Raw genomic sequence first — 17,465 nt, forward strand, 5'->3', positions numbered from 1 at the left:
CGATGAGCTCGGTGCGTTTGACGAGAGCGCCCTGACTGGCGAATCCATTCCGGTGGAACGCCGTCAGGGTGACAAGGTGCCCGCCGGCAGTCTGGCTGCCGATCGGGTACTGCGTCTTGAAGTGGTGTCCGAACCGGGCAACAACGCCATCGACCGCATCCTGCATCTCATCGAGGAGGCCGAGAGTCAGCGCGCCCCCATCGAGCGCTTTATCGACCGCTTCAGCCGCTGGTACACCCCGGCCATGATGCTGATCGCCCTGCTGGTCGTCATTGTTCCACCGCTCGCCTTTGGCCAGAGCTGGGACGAGTGGATCTATCGCGGACTGGCGCTGCTGCTGATCGGCTGCCCCTGTGCGCTGGTCATCTCCACCCCGGCAGCGGTTACTTCGGCGCTGGCCGCGGCAACCCGTCAGGGGGCCCTGATAAAGGGTGGTGCCGCACTGGAGCGACTGGCCCATATCGACACTGTCGCCTTTGACAAGACTGGCACCCTGACGCTGGGCAAGCCGCAACTGACCGAACTGGTGAGTCTCAATAGCCAGCCGGAAACCGAACTGCTGGCACTGGCGGCTGCCATCGAGCAGGGCTCTCACCACCCGCTGGCCCGCGCCGTGGTCTCCAACGCGACCGAACAGGGGCTGACGCTGGCAGAGGCCCGCGACCTGCGCGCCCTGCCGGGCATGGGGGTTGAGGGACGCATCAACGGTGAACTGTGGCAACTGCTGGCACCGAGCCGGGTGGCGACCCTGAATACGGAACAGCAAACCCGGATTGCTTCGCTGGAGCAACAGGGCAAGACCGTTGTGGTGCTATGCCAGAGCAGCGGCGACCAGGCGCTGCCGGTCGCCCTGCTGGCGCTGCGGGATCAGATCCGGCCGGAGGCAGCCGCCGCACTGCAAGAGCTCAACCGACTCGGGCTCAACAGCATCATGTTGACCGGGGATAACCCCCGTGCCGCCGAGGCGATCGCCACCGAGCTGGGCATGGGCTGGCGTGCCGGTCTGCTGCCGGAGAACAAGGTAGAAGAGATCGCCAAGCTGGCCAGCACCCGGAAGGTTGCCATGATCGGCGATGGCATCAACGATGCCCCCGCCATGAAGCGGGCCAGTATCGGCATCGCCATGGGCGGCGGCACCGATGTGGCGCTGGAGACCGCCGATGCGGCGCTGACCCACAACCAGCTCGGCGGTATTGCCGCGATGATCCGGCTGTCGCGGGCGGCACTGGCCAATATTCACCAGAATATCGCGCTGGCACTGGGACTGAAGGCCATCTTCCTGGTCACCAGCCTGCTCGGCATCACCGGACTGTGGATTGCGGTGCTGGCCGATACCGGCGCCACCGCGCTGGTAACCGCCAACGCCTTGCGGCTGCTGCGCAAGCGTTAAGCCAGCCAATGGCATCCCAGCCAAAAGCCGTCCCCCAACCGGGACGGCTTTTCTTTTTCCTCTCACGGCACCCCGTAAAAGAAAAAGCGCGCCTGCCGGTCGGCAGTCGCGCTTTGCTTACTCTCTCGGAGTTATCCCACCCTTGGCAAGGTGGAATTCAACCCGGGGGTGCCGAGCCATCCCCCGGACTCAATGGCTTGCTTACTTGGCGCTGCACTCCTGAATGACGGCTGTGCCCGCCTTGACGCCAGCTGGGTCAACCTTCACCAGCACACTCCACAGCCCCTGCGGCAGGGTGATGCTGTTATTGGCACTGCCACCCTTGGAGAAGGCGAACGAATAGCCGGTTTCAGCGTTCACCGCACCGCCACCGTTGAGCAGGTACTCCTTGCTCCAGTCCTCGTTGGCCACCTTGAACTCGGTGCTGCCGGCGTAGTTGAACGCCGCCTGATAGATGGCGAGATCACCGTCCATCCCCTTATAGCTCAGCTGGTACTGGGGCTGGGCATTCCAGCCTGAAAGCTCACCCTTGACGAACAGGTTGTAGCCGAGCGGATTGCCCGCCACAGTCTCCAGCACCTTGCAGCTCTGCACCGGCTCGGTGAAGCTGACGCTCAGGGTCGGTTTGTCCTTGTTCATGGCGGTGAAGACAAACTTGTAGCTGCCAGCCTTGGCCAGATCGACACCGATATTGCCGGTTTCTCCCCCCTTGCAAAGGGTCAGCGGAGTGCCGACCACCAGCTTGTCACCAGCGTTGCAGCTGCCGTAGTTGACCGGCCCCCAACTGGCGTCAGCGATCTTGACGTTGGTGGTACCCAGCTTGTCGGTGCTCACCTCGGTAGTGAACTCGTACATAAAGTTGCCGCTGAAGGTCATCTGGTTGGTGTTACCCCACTCATCGAGGAACCCCTTCAGATAAACATCGGTGTTGCCAAACGGTGGCAGGGTGCTCAGGTCGGTCTTCTTGCTGACCGGCAGGCCCGCGCCCTGTACACCAGACTGCGGCTTGACGAACACGGCGGCAGACCAGGCCCCCAGCGTCAGCTGGCCGTTGTCATAGGCGGCGCCGCTGGCGATGCTGTCGACAGCGCGATGCTTGCTGCTAAGCACCATACCGCTCAGATCGATGGGCTGATCGTTGCCATCACGGAAGTCGCCGATGCTCTGGCTCTGGTTGCTGGCGTTGATCATCACCACCAGACCGTCGATGGCCGGATCCAGATCCGCCCCGGCACTGACGCCATCATCCACCGTCATGACGATAAGGCCGGGCACCTGATCCGGGCCGGTATTGCGGAAGTCGACCCGCTTGATCACCTCGGCGCCGCTGCCCAGACGCAGCAGGCGGGAGGAGTTGCGCAGCTCCGCCAGCTCCTGATAGAAGCTCACCATCTGCGCCATCTCGGCCGAGCCCGGCTTGGCATGCTTGCCGAGCACCTGCTCAATCAGTGGATAGTTGTCGCCATCCTTGTCCTTGCGCGGCAACCCCTTGTCGAAGTTGTTGTCGCCCAGGGTGTAGTCGACCTTGTTGTACCAGTCGCCCGAGTCATAACTGTCCCGCTCCATGGATTTGGAACGCAGCAGCTCGACACCGGCGTGGGTGAAGGGAATGCCCTGACCCAGCATGGCGGTCGCCAGCGATACTCCCTGCATCCGTACCAGATCGGCTCCGGCAGGTGCCTTGTAGATCAGGTTGTCGAACAGGGTCTGGTTGTCGTGCTTGTCGACATAGTTCTGCACTTCCACCGGATCCTGGGCATAACCGGCGCTCTGACCGTTGTAGTCGATCTCGGCGCCTTTCTTCGGCATGCCATCCTTGTCGGTCAGCACGAACTCCTTGAGGTTGCCCGCCATGCCGAGCCGGACCAGATCGGACTGGTGCAAGGCCGTCGCCAGATCCACCTTGCTCATTTCGTTAGGATCGACGAAAGCACCGTTGCCAAAGCCCTGGGTCTTGCGAATGGTATCGCCACCGTCGAACGGACTGCCGCCGCGCACCGCATCGCGCAAGCGGTCCGAGAAGGAGCCGATACCGGTACCGCCCAGATGCTTCTGGGTAGCCTGCACGAAGCGCTTGTCATCCTGCACTTCGCCGAAGTTCCACCCCTCGCCGTAGAAGTACATCTCGGGATTGACCTTCTTCACCGCGGCCAGCGCCTGCACCATCTGATCTTTCGGATGGTGGCCCATCAGGTCAAAGCGGAAGGCGTCGATCTTGTAGTCGCGCGCCCAGGTGACCAGGGAGTCATCCATCAGCTTGGCAAACATGGCGTGTTCCGGCGCCGTGTTGGAGCAGCAGGTGGAGTTCTCCACCGAGCCGGTCTCCGGATTGAGGCGCTGATAGTACCAGGGCACTATCTTGTCGAGCACCGATTTGGGGCCGAGCCCGGATTCGTTGGTGTGGTTGTAGACCACGTCCATCACCACGTTCATACCGATGTTCTGCTTGATGGCCTTGACCATCTCGCGGAACTCCAGAATACGTTTGGTGCCCTCGGCGTTGGTGGCGTAGGAGCCTTCCGGTGTTGTGTAGTGGTAGGGATCATAACCCCAGTTGAAGGAGTCGACGCCGCGCAGGTAACCGGAAAGCTCCTGCACCTGCGGATTATCCTTGCTGTCGCCCCCTTGCAGGTCGGCCAGCACATCTCCCACGGTCTGACCGCCACCACAGTAGCCGCCAAATCTGGATGTTTTCACATCCGGATTGACCTGACAGAGCTTGCTGAAGTCATCGCCGAGATTGGCCACCTTGGCCGGATCCTCGTTGACGGTGGCGATATCGAACACCGGCAGCAGGTGCAGGTGGCTGACGCCGCTCTTTGCCAGCGCTTTCAGATGGTTGACCGGTACAGAGTCGGGCTGGGTCAGGCCGACAAACTTGCCGCGCTTCTCTTCATCGGTGGAGGCATCGTTACCGGTCAGGTCGCGAACATGGGCCTCATATATGGTGATATCGGCGGGGTTCTGCTGGCTGTGGGGCGCCTTGAGGCTGTCCCATCCTTCCGGTTTCAGGGCCGGATCGTCGAGATCCACTACCTGACTGAACTCGGAGTTCATCGCCAGACTCAGGGAGTAGGGATCGGTCACCTCGTAGTGCTCGACCTTGCGGCTCAGCGGGTGGTAGACCTCCATGTCGTAGCGGTAGAACTGGCCGATCAGCTCGCTGCCCCCTTCGTAACTCCAGCTGCCGCTGGCGCTGTCGAAGGTCATCGCCACTTCACCACTCTTCTGGTGGCTGGCGTTGTAGAGGGCCAGCTTGACCGACTTGGCGGTCGGCGCCCAGAGGCGGAAGGTCACCCGGTTACCCTCCACCACGGCGCCATAGCTCAGCTTGGTCGCCTCGGGAGCATAGAGCGCATCGAGGGCGCCGGCGCTCTGCACCAGGGTCGCCCCCTGCAGGATACCGTCGGCATCGGTGCCGATAGCCACCAGCTCACCCTTGAGCAGGGGCTTGAGATCTTTACCGGCAGGCAGGGCAAAAGCGGCTGCATCCTTGAGATGCGGATATTTGGCCTGCTGCTCGGCGGTCAGAGTGGTCGCGGTCAGGCTGATATAGGGGAAATCGAACACCCCATCGGCATTAGCCTTGATGGTGCCCGAGTCGGTGTAATAGAGGCGAACGTGGGGCTTGTCTTTGCCCCCTTGCCAAATCAGGGTATTGCCATCGATCAGATGAGCGCTGGCCCCCGCTACGCCAAAGGCGGCGGTAAAGGCTTCGGCACGGCTGCCAAACAGCTCTTTTTTGCCAGCCACGATAGCCACGGTGCGATCCGGGTGCTCACTGAAGCTCACCTTCATATCGCTGCCGGTCAGGTTGGCCAGATCGCCGTTGCGAGCGATAAAGTTGATGCACCCTTCCACATTTTTGAGCGGCACGACCCAGGCCGGACCAAAGCTGTCGGCGGTGGCAGGAGTCTTGCTCTTGTCATCCCACCCGGTATTCAGGCCACTATCAGCCGTTGCCTTGCAGGCGTCGTTGTTCCAAAGGTGCAGGCTGTGGCTGTCAAACGGTGCCTTGGCCCCTTTGGCTGCCGACTGGGTATCCACCAGCGCAATGACTACCTCGTTGGGGCCTGCTTGCAGCAGCTCCTTGGGGGGATCCATCTTGGGCAAGCGAGCGACAGGTCCATCAGAAGGTTCAGGTGTAGAAGTAGATGTGCTGTTGTCATTACAGCCAGACAAAAGCGCGAGCAGTGAGGCTGTTACCAGCGCCACTTTGGTCTTTTTCATATCCATATTTTTATAATTCCCGCTGTAGTTAGTCTCGATAGTCGAGCACCCGGTCATTGCCAGGCGGTGCCATATTAATCAGCGGCAATCGATTCAAATGTGAGCGGAAAGGCAAAAAAACCATCCAGTTTCAACAAGATAACGTTTTCAGACTGAAACTTCGATCCGGCTCACAGACCTCGTGGCCATTTGGCCTCATATCTGGAAAACGGCAGTCACGGGGTCAGAAAAGCAATGTCTGATCAAGTGGATAGACAAGGAGTAAACAATGAAACGGATTGAAGAGCAGGCAAGACGACTCGATCAGGAGTATCAGGCGATCGGGCAGCTGTTCGACCAGTTTTGCCAGCAGGCTGGCACCCTGGCCGAGCAGTATCACTTCTTCAACTGGCCCGATTATGAAGACTCGCCCCCGCTGAGCCGCGCCTTCACCCTGCTGGGGGAACCCCGCGAACTGCGGCTGCGCTGTCAGCCCGGTGAACGCTCCGCCCTCAATGGCCTGCTCCAGGTGGTCTCGGAGGATGGCACCATAGATGCCAGCCTCGGGTTTCGCGCCGATGGTCAGCTGCTGCTGGAGTCCGGCAAGCTGCTGGACAACCCGCCCGGACTGCTGCTCAAGCTGCTGCTCGGCGCTGTGTGGCAACACAAGCCCCAGGATGAGATCACCGGGCAGCCGCACTGACATCAGGGAACCAACGGCACTGAAACCAGGGGGGCCAACGGCCCCCGTTATTTATCCTGTTCGCTGGCGATCTCGATGGTCACATGTACCAGCTCTTCATGGATCGCCAGCCGCTCGCGGATCTGCTGCGCCGGTAGCGGATTGACCATCAGCAAAGAGAGCACGCAGGCATACTGCTGCTGCCCCACCCGCCAGACGTGCAAATCGCGGATATCGGTGCCCGGCAGCTCGGCGATGACCTCACGGATCTCCGCCACCAGCGGGGTATCCATCTCGGCATCCAGCAGCACCCGACCAGAGTCGCGCAGCAGACCCCAGGCCCATACCGCGACCAGTCCGGCACCCACTATGCCCATCAGCGGGTCGAGCCAGTCAGCGCCCCACAGCATGCCCCCCACCAGCGCCAGAATCGCCAGCACGGAAGTGGCCGCATCCGCCAGCACGTGGATATAGGCGGCGCGCAGGTTGAGATCCTGATGGCCATGGTGATCGTCATGGTCATGATGATGATCGTGGTCGTGATGCTCATGACGGTGGTCATGCCCATGGTGATGGTGGCCGTGATCATCCTTGAGCAGCCAGGCACAGGCGAGGTTTACCAGCAGCCCCACCAGCGCGATAGCGATCGCCTGTTGATAGTGGATCGGGCTGGGATCGAGCAGCCGGAACACCGACTCGAACAGCATCAACCCGGCCACTCCCACCAGCAACAGGGCGCTGGTGAAGCCACCCAGCACCTCGATCTTCCAGGTGCCGAAGCTGAATCTGTGGTCGCGGGCGAAGTGGCGGGCGGCGCGGTAGGCCAGCACCGAGAGACCGAGCGCCAGTGCGTGGGAGCTCATGTGCCAACCATCGGCCAACAGCGCCATGGAGTTGTAGAACCAGCCGCCGCCAATCTCCGCCACCATCATGATGACGGTCAGCAATACGGCCCAGCGGGTCTTCTGTTCGGCCAGCGGATTGCCCTCATGGATGACGGGGTGATGGCAGTGTGATTGAGCGAGGGATGACATGGATTTCTCCTGAGAGCGATGATGTAATATACTATACCCTAGTATAGTTTTATTGATCGAGAGGATCCGTCATGTCCCACACCATTCACGACAAAAAGAAGCTGCTGGCACGGGTGCGCCGCATCAAGGGACAGGCCGGTGCGCTGGAGAGCGCGCTGGAGCAGGAGAGCGACTGCACCGCCATTTTGCAGCAGATCGCCGCCATCCGCGGCGCCGTCAACGGCTTGATGCTGGAGGTACTGGAGGGACATATGCGCGAGCATCTCGGCGCCCCCGATGCCACCCCGGCCGAGCGGCTGGAGGATCTGGATCAGGTAGTCAGCGTCCTGCGATCCTATTTGAAGTAAGCAGGATCGCGGCACCATCCCTTCAGGCTCGACCAGCGTCGGGCTTGAGCCACCGCCAGCTTTGCGCCATGATGTCCAGCCCGGCTGACCGCCGGTTTTACTGGACAGTCAATTTCAAGGATCCCCCATGTTTGAACACGTCGATGCCTATGCTGGCGACCCCATCCTGACGCTAGTCGAGACCTTCCACAAAGACACCCGCGAGCAGAAGGTGAACCTGGGGATTGGCCTCTATTACGACGAGCAGGGGCGCATTCCGCTGCTGCCGTCTGTGCAGAAGGCCGAAGCCCAGCGTGCCGCCGCCCCGGCGCCGCGCCCCTACCAGCCGATGGAAGGCACCGCCAACTACCGCACCGCAGTGCAACACCTGCTGTTTGGTGCCGACCATGAAGCGGTCAAGGCGGGACGTATTGCCACCATCCAGACCATCGGCGGCTCCGGCGCGCTGAAGATCGGCGCCGATCTGCTCAAGCGCTACTTCCCGACCTCCGAGGTGTGGGTCAGCAATCCCACTTGGGACAACCACAAGGCGATGTTCGAGGGGGCCGGCATCAAGGTGCATGACTACCCCTACTACGATGCTGCCACTGGCGGCGTGCAGTTTGATGCGATGATCGACTGCCTGAGCAGCCTGCCGGCCAAGAGCATCGTGCTGCTGCACCCCTGCTGCCACAACCCGACCGGGGTGGATCTCTCCCGTGCCCAGTGGGATCGGGTGATCGCACTGGTGGTCGAGAAGAACCTGATCCCCTTTATGGATATCGCCTATCAGGGCTTCGGTGACGGGCTGGAAGAGGATGCCTACGCCATTCGTGCCATGGTGGCCGCCGGCGTCAGCTTCTTCGTCAGCAACTCGTTTTCCAAGAACCTCTCCTTCTACGGCGAGCGCTGTGGTGGCCTGTCGGTGATCTGCCAGGATGCCGAAGAGGCGAGCCGGGTGCTGGGTCAGATGAAGGCCACCGTGCGTCGCAACTACTCAAGTCCGCCCACTCACGGTGGCCAGATCACCGCGGCGGTGATGAACCAACCCGAGCTGCACGCCATGTGGATCGATGAAGTGACCGAGATGCGCACCCGCATCAAGGCGATGCGCCAAAAGCTCTACGAGGTGTTGAGCGCCAAGGTGCCGGGCCGCGATTTCAGCTACTTCATCAACCAGCGCGGCATGTTCAGCTACACCGGCTTCACCCCGGAGCAGGTAGATCGCCTGCGCGAGGAGTTCGCCGTCTATCTGGTGCGCTCCGGCCGCATGTGCGTGGCGGGTCTCAACAGCCGTAACGTCGACTATGTGGCTGACGCCATGGCGGCGGTGCTCAAGGGCTAATCCGCATCAGCCCCGCTTTGGCGGGGCTTTTTGTCTGTTGCGTTCGCGGTCACCTCTTGATGGGTCTGCTCACCCTCCCCCTGCTGTGAGAGAATGCCAGCAGGTCACGCTGTATCGTACTGATTCAGAGCCTGTCTTTTCATCCGCTTATCTTTATCCACTTCAGGAGCCACTATGGATCTGATCGCTCTCTCTCGGCTGGGAGGTCGCCATCTGGTCACCCTGCACCTGTTGCTCGACAACCAGAGCGTCACCCGCACCGCAGAGCGGCTCTGCACCACCCCTTCCACCGTCAGCAAAACCCTCAACCAGCTGCGGGAGCTGCTGGGGGATCAACTGCTCTACCGTCAGGGAAACCAGCTGTTGCTCACCCCCATGGCCGAGCGACTGGCTCCCACCCTGCATCGACTACTGGGGGAGCTGAACGGGCTCACTCGCCAGAACGCCTTCAACACCCAGCAGTGGCAGGGCAGCTTGCGGCTGGGATTGCGCGAGAGCGTGATGACCTGGCCGGTGGGCCCCATTCTGGGTCAGCTGATGAAAGAGGTGCCGGGCATGGTGCCGGAGATCTGGAACAAGGATGAGCAGGGGCTGGAGGCGCTGGCAGCGGGCAAAATCGACTTCGTGATCCTGCCCCATGACCAGAGCCAACCGTTGCCGCGCCAGCCCGGGCTGGTGTGGGAGACCCTGCGGGAAGAAAAACTGGTCTGCCTGCTGCGCAAAAACCACCCCGCGCTGGCCAAGCCCTGGGATCTCGATGCCTACCTGAGCTGGCGCCATATCGCCATCCGGGATCAGGAGCTGGCCAACCCCTTCTTCGAGCAGAGCCTGGCCCAGCAGCAGGTGCGTCGCCAGATTGGCGCCACCCTGCCCGATTTTGCCAGCGCGGCGGCCCTGCTGCCCCAGACCGACCTGATCCTTACCGCTATCGGTGGCTGGGCGGCCTGCATGGCCAGTCAGCCGGATCTGGTGATGCGTCCGGCACCGTTCGATTACGGCAAGGTGAGTCACAGTCTGGTCTGGTATGGCCCGGCCGGTGATGGCTCGGCCCGTCACTGGTTCCGCCAGCGGATCCTGCAACTGGGTCGCGAATTGATTGAGCCCTGAGCCGGACGACAACGAGAAGAGATAGATGTTTCACCGCGGTGAAACATCAACGGCAAGTAGGGACTAGGGACGTTTGGTATAGATGGGGCTGGGGAAGGAGGCGACGTTGCTGCCCAGATCCGTGATGCGAGCTGCCCCCTGCTTTTTCACCTGATCGATGCGCAGCACCTGATGCATGGGAATAAGAGTCTGGCGCACATCGGCAAATTCGCTCTTGAGCTTCTCGTGACTGGGATCGACGATAAGCGCCGTGTGGTTGTCCCAGACAAAGTCGGCAATCTCGATAAAACCGAACAGCTGGCCCTGATTGACTTCGCGCACATACACTTCGTAGCGCTCGCTGTGGCAAATAAACTGAACCCGATATAACGCCTTGCTTTCACTCATGATTATCTGTCATTGAGGGGTAAGAAGATGGTCATTATTCTAGCCGCCGTTCTCGCCCCCTCCAATAGACAGAAATCACAGTTGCGGCCTTTCCATGCCACACCTCACGCCATGACGGTCACCGGATGACGCAACCACTCAGCCCATCAAGGCAGGCAGTGAGACCGGCCCCAATCCCGCTGCACGCAAACGACTGGCCAGCTGTTCCAGCTCGGTTTGGTGAGCCTGCGGCCATTGCGCCGCCTCTCCCCGCACCCCGTGATGGCGAAAGCCGTTGAGGCGAATGGGCACAGGCCCCAGCCGCTGCAAGAAGGCGGCAAGATCCGCGTCCAGCTCACCACTCGCATCCAGAAAATCGCTCTTGCCCGGCACATGGAGCAGCCGCAGTTCGGTCAGCTTGCCGTGGCGTGCCAGCAGTTGCAGCGATGCCAGCACCCGCTCGCGACCATAGCCGGTCAGGGAGTGATGCACCGAGTCACGCCACCCCTTGAGATCGAGCATGGCGCCGTCGAGCACCGGCAATAGCCGCTGCCAACCGGTTTCGGCCAGCGAGCCGTTGCTGTCGAGCAGGCAAGTGAGATGGGCCAGATCCGGCGCGGCCTTGATGGCGGTAAAGAGCGCAACCACAAAGGGGAGCCGGGTGGTCGCCTCACCACCGGAGACGGTAATGCCGGTCAGCAAGGGGCCGTAGCGGCGCAGTAGAGCCAGCACCTCGGCCACCGTCATGCTGGCGGTCTTGGGATTGGCACTACGGGGGCAGACATCCAGACAGGCGTCGCAGTCGGTGCAGAGCATTGCCTGCCATTGCACCTTGCCCCGATTGAAGGTGAGGGCACCGCTCGGACAGACAGCAAGGCAGTCACCACAATCGTCGCACAGCCCTATGGTGTGCGGGTTGTGGCAGCCGGGGCAGCGAAAGTTGCAACCCTGCAGAAACAGCACCAGCCGGTTGCCCGGCCCATCGACACAGGAGAACGGCAGCACCCTGCTTACCAGGGCGCTGCGTGTTGGCAAAACATTAGCCATCTGTGCGAACTCAGTATTCGCCGATGGTCGATTCGTAGGCGACCACTCGCGGAGCCCGCTGACGAATGGCGGTCACTTCACTCGCCTCGGCACCGAGACAGGTGGTCTGCAAGCGCGAGCCTTCTTCTGCGAAGCGGGCCACGTCGCTCTTGCGGATCATGTAGCCGGTCACCCGCACCAGATCGCTGTCGGCCACGTTGGCGGTGAACTCGCGCATACCGATGGCAAGCGCCCCTTTGCAGAGCTGCAACAGCGCCTGAGGGTTCTGGCGAATGGTGGGATCCAGCGTCAGGATCTCGCTGATCCCCGAATGATAATAAGTGTGGTGCGGCGCCAGCGCCAGCACATGACTGGCCGGATCCGGCTCCTGCCCGTAGGGAATGCGCACCCCGGGGGTGACTGCCACATCGATGCTAAGGCCACCTTGCGAATGCAACAAAGCGCGGCCACCCCAGGCATGGGTCTGCGGGGTCGTGGTCACATAAGCGGAGAGCTGGGCCGAGATGCGATAGCCAAGCTGGTTCGCCTCCTCGCCATGGCCGTAGCGATCCGGCAGATTCTCTTTATCCATCAGGATATTGACCGCTTCCGCCATGCCGTAGATGCCGAACATGGGGACAAAGCGATCCTCATCCAGCAGCCCCTCTTTCACCAGGAAGCTGTCGAAGAAACCGGACTCATCGTGGAGGAATGCGGCCCGCGCTTCGATCAGCTGAGAGGCCAAGCGGCAGTAGTGGGGCAGCAGGCAACCGAGGAAGTCATCGATCCCCTGACACTGCTCGGCGACCCGCTTGAGGGAGATGCGCACCAGGGTATTGGCGCCCCCCGCCTGCGGCAGGGCGTTGTAGCAGCTGACGATGCCAAAGCCGCGATTGTCGAAGGTGTCGCGGTGGATCGGGTAGTTGGCGATGTGCGGCTTGCTGCACTCGGCGATATTCTTCACCGCCTGCAGCAGCAGGCTGTCCGGGGTCTGCTCCGGATCGTGGAAGAAGGTGAGGTTCGGCGCCACCTGCTTGAGCTCGTTGTCGATACGCAGGATCAGGCGGCAGATGCGGTTGTCATCCGGCCCGATGTTGACGTGCATGAAGGCGTCCGGCAGCACCCGATCCAGATAGATCCAGAACCCTTTCAGCTTGCGGTAGAGAGTCTCGTCATCCAGTTCGCCGACAAACGGCAACAGCAGATGGTCGAGCCGACCCAGCCAGACCGGCATGCCGGTGACGGAGGGGACATGGTGATAGAGGATGCGCAGGGCATTGAGCGCCTCGTCGAAATCCTGCGGCGCCGTCAGCTCCAGCCAGGCAGAGCCCTGAGTCAGGAATTTTTCATAGTCCGGCAGCACATAACGTGGCTTGTAGGGGGCGTGCCCTTCGAACATGTCGCAGATAAAACCCTGCTCCATCGCCTCGGCGACTGCGGCAGGCAGGTCGGGGTAGAGCAACGCATTCTCGGCGGCCAGCGCCAGCGCGTGGCTCTTCTGAGCGGCGGAGAGATGGGGATCGCGCACGATGCGCTGACAGGTTTCGATCAAAGACATGGGACACTCCTTCACGGATAGAGCCCATATCCTCACCATTTGCAGGCTTTTTTTGAAGTGACATACACAACAATACGAATGTCTCAAAAAGACATCCGTGAGAGAGGATCACACCCCAAACAGAACGGGGGCCTTGTCTGCCGACAAGGCCCCCGTTGTGCAGATCAGGGCTCGATGACGATGGGCGTACCCGGATCAATCGCGTCCCACACTTCATCCAGCTCGTGGTTGAGCATGGCGATGCAGCCGTTGGTCCAGTTGGAGGGCTGAACCCTGCGGTTGCCAATGCTGTTGCGCTGGCCGTGGATCATGATCATGCCACCCGGACGAACACCCAGCTCATTGGCGCGCTTGATGTCATCCAGGTTCGGATAGTTGATATGGATGGCTTTGTAGTAGCCGGAATTGGTCTTCTTGTAGTCGAGGGTGTAGCGCCCTTCCGGCGTACGCTGATCCCCTTCCTGCTGCTTGTGCCCCTTGGGCGCCGGGCCCAGAGCAATCCAGTAGCGCTTCAGTTCTTTGCCATCCTTCATCAGGGTCAGGCTATAGGTCGACTTCTTGACCACCACCAAATCGGCTTTTTCGGTCAAGGCAAAACTCAATGCGGGCCAAAGCCCCAACAAACACAGTAATACGGCTCTCATTCCATCCCTCGACAAGCCTCTGGTGCGGGCTTTTCTTGTTACCAGATCATCTGAACGATGCCCGCCGAGCGGCGAGCGAGCGCCATGATATTGGATCGCCATCAATACTCAATATGCCCGGCAAAACATATCTTGTCGCAGCTAGGCTATCTTCCTTGAACGCTGTCATTTGGTATTGGTAATTAACAGTTAAAACAACAAGATACCAAAAATTATCGCGCTGGCACCCGGGGCAATGATCGGCGAAGATAACACTCCACTCCCCGACAGGATCATGCCATGCGCTCTTCGTGCCGCCTCGCCACCCTGCTGTTCTCGCCACTCCTGCTCTGGCTACCCGCCAGTGTCGCCGCCGATGCACTCTGGCTGCGCGAGCCCGCCCTCTCCCCCGATGGCAAGCAGCTTGCCTTCACCTGGCAGGGGCGCATTTTTGTCGCCAGTGCCGAAGGTGGCCCCGCTACGGCGCTCACCGGCAGCGACTACCTGAGCCAGCGGCCAATCTGGTCGCCGGATGGCAAACAGCTCGCCTTTGCCGCCAATCTCTACGGCAACGAAGATGTGTTCGTAGTGCCTGCCAGCGGCGGCGAGATGGTGCGCCTCACCCGCGATTCGCGCACCGATCTGCCGCAAGCCTTCAGCGCCGATGGCAAACGACTGCTGCTGAGCAGCCAGCGCCTGGGTGCGCCCGATGCCGACCATTTTGTCGCGGAAGGCTACCAATGGGGCGAGCTCTACTGGACCCCGATCACCGGCGGCACCTTGCAGGCCGATCTGCCGCTGCCTGCAACTCTCGCCCGCCCCCACGGGGAGCGGCTCGCCTATCAGATGCCCGCGGCGGATCAACCCTTTCGCAAGCATCAGCACTCGTTCGCGGTGCCCCGTCTCTGGTTGTTTGATGGCAAGCAGCACAAGCAACTGACCGAAGATCGGGTGGCGGCCACCGATCCGGTCTGGAGCGACAAGGGGGACAGCCTCTTTTACCTGAGCGAGCGCAGCGGCGATTTCAACGTCTGGCGCCGGGATCTCGCCAGCGGCAAGGAGCAACAGCTGACCCACTATCAGGGCCATCCGGTGCGGGGGCTCAGCGCCTCTCGCAATGGCGATCTGGTCTGGTCATGGCTGGGCGAGCTCTATCGCCTCGATGCCGGTAGCAGCGAGCCACGCAAGCTGACCCTCACACCGCAAGTGGCCAGCGCGCCGGATGAGGCGAGCGAGGCCCTGACCCTGGCAGACGAAGCGCTGGTCAGCGAAGAGGCGGACGAGCTGATCCTGGTGAGCGAGGGCAACCTCTTTGCCGTCGACCCCGAGCGGGAGCGGGTGCGCCAGCTGACCCGCGATCCGAGCGAGCAGTCCAGCCCCCTCTTCGCCGAGCAGGGCCGCGCCCTCATCTATCTGTCGGAGCAGCAGGGGCACGCCGCCCTCTATCGCCTGCGCAAGGGTGATCCGGATCTGCTGTTCAGCGATCCCGGCACTCTGACCGAGAGTCTGCTGCTGGCGATTCCCGACAAGGGGATCAGCCGTCCGGTGCTCTCCCCCGATGGCAAGCAACTCGCCTTCGTGGTGGATGGTCAGGCCATCCACCTGCTCGATCTGGCAAACAACAAACAGCGGGAACTGGTGCCTGCCAGCTTCAACCCGTCGCGCCACGAGGTGCATTTCGCCTTTGCCCCCGACTCCCGCCATCTGGCGCTCACCTTCCGCCCCGATGCGGCGGAACAGGAGATCGCGGTGATCGATACGACCAATCCCAAGGCCAAACCGGTCAATGTCAGCCTCAACGGCTATCAGGATGGGCAACCGGGCTGGAGTCAGGATGGCGCCATCCTCTACTGGCAATCGACCCGATTTGGCGCACTGGGGCCCGATGGCGAGCCCCTCGTCACCAACCTGCTCGGCATTTACAGCAGCCGCGCCGCCAGAGCCGATGCCATTGCCGAGCTGGAACCGCCGAAAGGGGGATACGGCTTTGAGAGCGATCGTCTCAACCATAGAGAAGCGCTGCTGCTGCAACCCACCGGCACCCTGCTCGCCAGCCGCATCATCGGCGACCAGCTGATCTATCTGGTGGAGGAGATGGGGGTCAACAGCGAGAGCGAGATCAAGGGCTACAGCCAGGATCTGCGCAAGGGCAAAACCAGCGAACTGTTTGGCGAGCAGCCCGGCCCTGCGCTGGCAAGCCTCAACCAGCAGGGCACCTTGGCTACCCTGGTGCGGGATGGGGAGATCACCCGGATCCATCTCGACTCCGGCGAGGCCACCAGCGCCCCCTTCGCCTTGCAGCCCACCAGCCGCTGGCAGGAACGCATGACCGCCGCCTTCGATCAGATCGCCCGGCTCACCCGGGACGAGTTCTATCTGGACGACATGAACGGGGTGAACTGGGATAGCTATGTCGCCGCTTACCGCCGCCTGCTGCCGGGCATCGGCAACCCGCGGGACTTTGGCAACCTGTTGGCGGAGCTGGCTGGCGAGCTCAATGTCTCCCACACCTGGGGCAGCGGCCCCGCCCCCTTCCCGCGCATGGCGGACGAGACCGCCAGCCTTGGCGGCTACTGGCAGGATGGCGAGCAGGGGGTGATGCTCACCGCCATGCTCTCTGGCGGCCCGCTGGATCAGGAGAGCGATATCGCCCCGGGCGCCCGCCTGCTCGCCATCAACGGCGTCCCGATTGCCAATCTGGCCGAGCTGGATCAAGCCCTTAACCATCAGGCCGGTGCCCGGCTCGCCCTCACCTTCCAGCAGGAGGGCAACAAGCAAACTGACGAGGTGGTGCTCACCGCCATCGACAAACAGCAGGAGTACCAGTTGCAACAGGATCGCTGGATTGAGAAACGGCGGGAGCTGGTGGCCAGGCTGAGCGGAGGACGGGTCGGCTACGTCTATCTGCCGGCAATGAATAGCGAGGTCTACGATGCGGTGGTGGCGGATGCCCTCGGCAGACAGCGCAATCGCGATGCGCTGATCGTCGATGTCCGCTTCAACAGCGGTGGCTATCTCGCCAATACCCTGGTGGAGTTTCTGACCGGCAGCGGCAGCGCCAAGGGGATGGCCAGCAGCTGGCCCCGTCAGGGCAAGGGGGAAACCGATGCCGCCACTCGCCAGTGGACCAAGCCTTCGGTGGTGCTGGTGAACGCTGGCAGCTACTCGGAAGGTTCCGCCTTCCCCGAGTACTACCGTGCCCTCAAGGTCGGCCCCATCGTCGGCGATCCGGTGCCCGGCACCGGCACCATGGTCTACAGCCACGACTCCCGGCTGATCCCGGGGCTCTCCTACGGCATTCCGACCCTGGGGCTGCGCAAACCGGACGGTACCTTCTACGAGAATCAGGAGCTGATCCCGGACCAGCAGGTGCCCCTCACTCCGGCTGACATGGTGGCTGGACGCGACCCGCAGCTGGAGGCGGCGGTACAAGCCGCCCTCAAGCAGTTGCCAGCCAGCACCAAATAACTGCGCTCAACGAAAGCGAAACAGCTCGCGATGCAGATGCCCGTCCGGCAACAGCCGGGTCAGGGCATCTGCCATCCCCTCCGGCCCGCAAAACCACACCTGCTCGGGCGCATCCTGCGCGATGCGAGCCAGATCCAGCCGCCCGGCAGTCTTGTCCAGATGCAGCTGATAGCGCACGCCGGTGCGATGACAGAGCTCGACCAACCGCTGGTGGTAGACGGCGCCCGCCAGATCCGGCGCGCACTGGATCAGGGTGATCCCCTCGCCTCGCTCGCCACGGACAGCCAACCCCTCCAACCAGGCCACAAACGGGGTGATACCGATCCCGGCC

Annotated in this window: 12 protein-coding genes and 1 pseudogene; 6 read left to right on the forward strand and 7 right to left on the reverse strand. The window is 61.9% G+C overall.

The window, feature by feature from the left end:
* A partial coding sequence (locus AACS18_RS14135) for a heavy metal translocating P-type ATPase (RefSeq protein ID WP_146184717.1) occupies window positions 1–1,390 on the forward strand: 1,390 nt, incomplete at its 5' end.
* 201 nt (window positions 1,391–1,591) lie between these two features.
* Here the strand turns inward: AACS18_RS14135 and pulA are convergent.
* On the reverse strand, window positions 1,592–5,626 hold the full coding sequence (gene pulA, locus AACS18_RS14140) for a pullulanase-type alpha-1,6-glucosidase (RefSeq protein ID WP_108611854.1): 4,035 nt from the start codon (window positions 5,624–5,626) through the stop codon (window positions 1,592–1,594).
* A 262-nt stretch (window positions 5,627–5,888) separates the two neighbouring features.
* On the opposite strand from pulA, the gene AACS18_RS14145 reads away from it, so the two are divergent.
* Window positions 5,889–6,302: a hypothetical protein gene (locus tag AACS18_RS14145; protein ID WP_108611855.1), complete on the forward strand. Its 414-nt coding sequence runs from the start codon at window positions 5,889–5,891 to the stop codon at window positions 6,300–6,302.
* 47 nt (window positions 6,303–6,349) lie between these two features.
* On the opposite strand, the gene dmeF is transcribed toward AACS18_RS14145, so the two are convergent.
* Window positions 6,350–7,315 (reverse strand): CDF family Co(II)/Ni(II) efflux transporter DmeF, encoded by a 966-nt coding sequence (gene dmeF / locus AACS18_RS14150; protein WP_108611856.1) that lies wholly within the window; start codon window positions 7,313–7,315, stop codon window positions 6,350–6,352.
* A gap of 71 nt (window positions 7,316–7,386) precedes the next feature.
* Between dmeF and AACS18_RS14155 the strand changes: the two genes are divergently transcribed.
* The 3 genes from AACS18_RS14155 (at window position 7,387) to AACS18_RS14165 (ending at window position 10,093) form a co-directional block, all read left to right on the forward strand.
* Window positions 7,387–7,662, forward strand: coding sequence for a metal/formaldehyde-sensitive transcriptional repressor (locus tag AACS18_RS14155; RefSeq protein WP_005340299.1), 276 nt, complete (start codon window positions 7,387–7,389; stop codon window positions 7,660–7,662).
* 127 nt (window positions 7,663–7,789) lie between these two features.
* Window positions 7,790–8,986, forward strand: coding sequence for an amino acid aminotransferase (locus tag AACS18_RS14160; RefSeq protein WP_108611857.1), 1,197 nt, complete (start codon window positions 7,790–7,792; stop codon window positions 8,984–8,986).
* 174 nt (window positions 8,987–9,160) lie between these two features.
* Window positions 9,161–10,093, forward strand: coding sequence for a LysR family transcriptional regulator (locus AACS18_RS14165; RefSeq protein ID WP_108611858.1), 933 nt, complete (start codon window positions 9,161–9,163; stop codon window positions 10,091–10,093).
* A 63-nt stretch (window positions 10,094–10,156) separates the two neighbouring features.
* Here the strand turns inward: AACS18_RS14165 and AACS18_RS14170 are convergent, their stop codons facing one another.
* The 4 genes from AACS18_RS14170 to AACS18_RS14185 form a co-directional block, all read right to left on the reverse strand.
* Window positions 10,157–10,480 carry a DUF1820 family protein gene (locus tag AACS18_RS14170; RefSeq protein WP_005340296.1) on the reverse strand — a complete coding sequence of 108 codons (324 nt, stop codon included), beginning with the start codon at window positions 10,478–10,480 and terminating at the stop codon, window positions 10,157–10,159.
* Window positions 10,481–10,618: 138 nt separating this feature from the next.
* Window positions 10,619–11,506, reverse strand: a complete 888-nt coding sequence (locus AACS18_RS14175) for a YjjW family glycine radical enzyme activase (protein WP_108611859.1) — start codon at window positions 11,504–11,506, stop codon at window positions 10,619–10,621.
* 10 nt (window positions 11,507–11,516) lie between these two features.
* Window positions 11,517–13,043 (reverse strand): YjjI family glycine radical enzyme, encoded by a 1,527-nt coding sequence (locus AACS18_RS14180; RefSeq protein WP_108611860.1) that lies wholly within the window; start codon window positions 13,041–13,043, stop codon window positions 11,517–11,519.
* 164 nt (window positions 13,044–13,207) lie between these two features.
* Window positions 13,208–13,687: a L,D-transpeptidase family protein gene (locus AACS18_RS14185; protein WP_005340284.1), complete on the reverse strand. Its 480-nt coding sequence runs from the start codon at window positions 13,685–13,687 to the stop codon at window positions 13,208–13,210.
* Between the two features lie 279 nt (window positions 13,688–13,966).
* On the opposite strand from AACS18_RS14185, the gene AACS18_RS14190 reads away from it, so the two are divergent.
* Entirely contained in the window at window positions 13,967–17,134 is a 3,168-nt protein-coding gene (locus AACS18_RS14190; protein WP_108611861.1) for a S41 family peptidase, read from the forward strand.
* A 6-nt stretch (window positions 17,135–17,140) separates the two neighbouring features.
* Here AACS18_RS14190 and AACS18_RS14195 read toward each other — a convergent pair.
* Window positions 17,141–17,465: pseudogene (locus AACS18_RS14195) on the reverse strand (flavodoxin reductase); the annotation flags it as partial.

Source organism: Aeromonas sp. HMWF015 (assembly GCF_963878965.1).
In the GTDB taxonomy this organism is placed as follows: domain Bacteria; phylum Pseudomonadota; class Gammaproteobacteria; order Enterobacterales; family Aeromonadaceae; genus Aeromonas; species Aeromonas veronii.

Excerpts from the sequence above, each read along its gene's own strand:
- pulA (WP_108611854.1), bottom strand. The coding sequence starts at position 5,626 with ATGGATATGAAAAAGACCAAAGTGGCGCTGGTAACAGCCTCACTGCTC.
- AACS18_RS14145 (WP_108611855.1), top strand. The coding sequence starts at position 5,889 with ATGAAACGGATTGAAGAGCAGGCAAGACGACTCGATCAGGAGTATCAG.
- dmeF (WP_108611856.1), bottom strand. The coding sequence starts at position 7,315 with ATGTCATCCCTCGCTCAATCACACTGCCATCACCCCGTCATCCATGAG.
- AACS18_RS14155 (WP_005340299.1), top strand. The coding sequence starts at position 7,387 with ATGTCCCACACCATTCACGACAAAAAGAAGCTGCTGGCACGGGTGCGC.
- AACS18_RS14160 (WP_108611857.1), top strand. The coding sequence starts at position 7,790 with ATGTTTGAACACGTCGATGCCTATGCTGGCGACCCCATCCTGACGCTA.
- AACS18_RS14165 (WP_108611858.1), top strand. The coding sequence starts at position 9,161 with ATGGATCTGATCGCTCTCTCTCGGCTGGGAGGTCGCCATCTGGTCACC.
- AACS18_RS14170 (WP_005340296.1), bottom strand. The coding sequence starts at position 10,480 with ATGAGTGAAAGCAAGGCGTTATATCGGGTTCAGTTTATTTGCCACAGC.
- AACS18_RS14175 (WP_108611859.1), bottom strand. The coding sequence starts at position 11,506 with ATGGCTAATGTTTTGCCAACACGCAGCGCCCTGGTAAGCAGGGTGCTG.
- AACS18_RS14180 (WP_108611860.1), bottom strand. The coding sequence starts at position 13,043 with ATGTCTTTGATCGAAACCTGTCAGCGCATCGTGCGCGATCCCCATCTC.
- AACS18_RS14185 (WP_005340284.1), bottom strand. The coding sequence starts at position 13,687 with ATGAGAGCCGTATTACTGTGTTTGTTGGGGCTTTGGCCCGCATTGAGT.
- AACS18_RS14190 (WP_108611861.1), top strand. The coding sequence starts at position 13,967 with ATGCGCTCTTCGTGCCGCCTCGCCACCCTGCTGTTCTCGCCACTCCTG.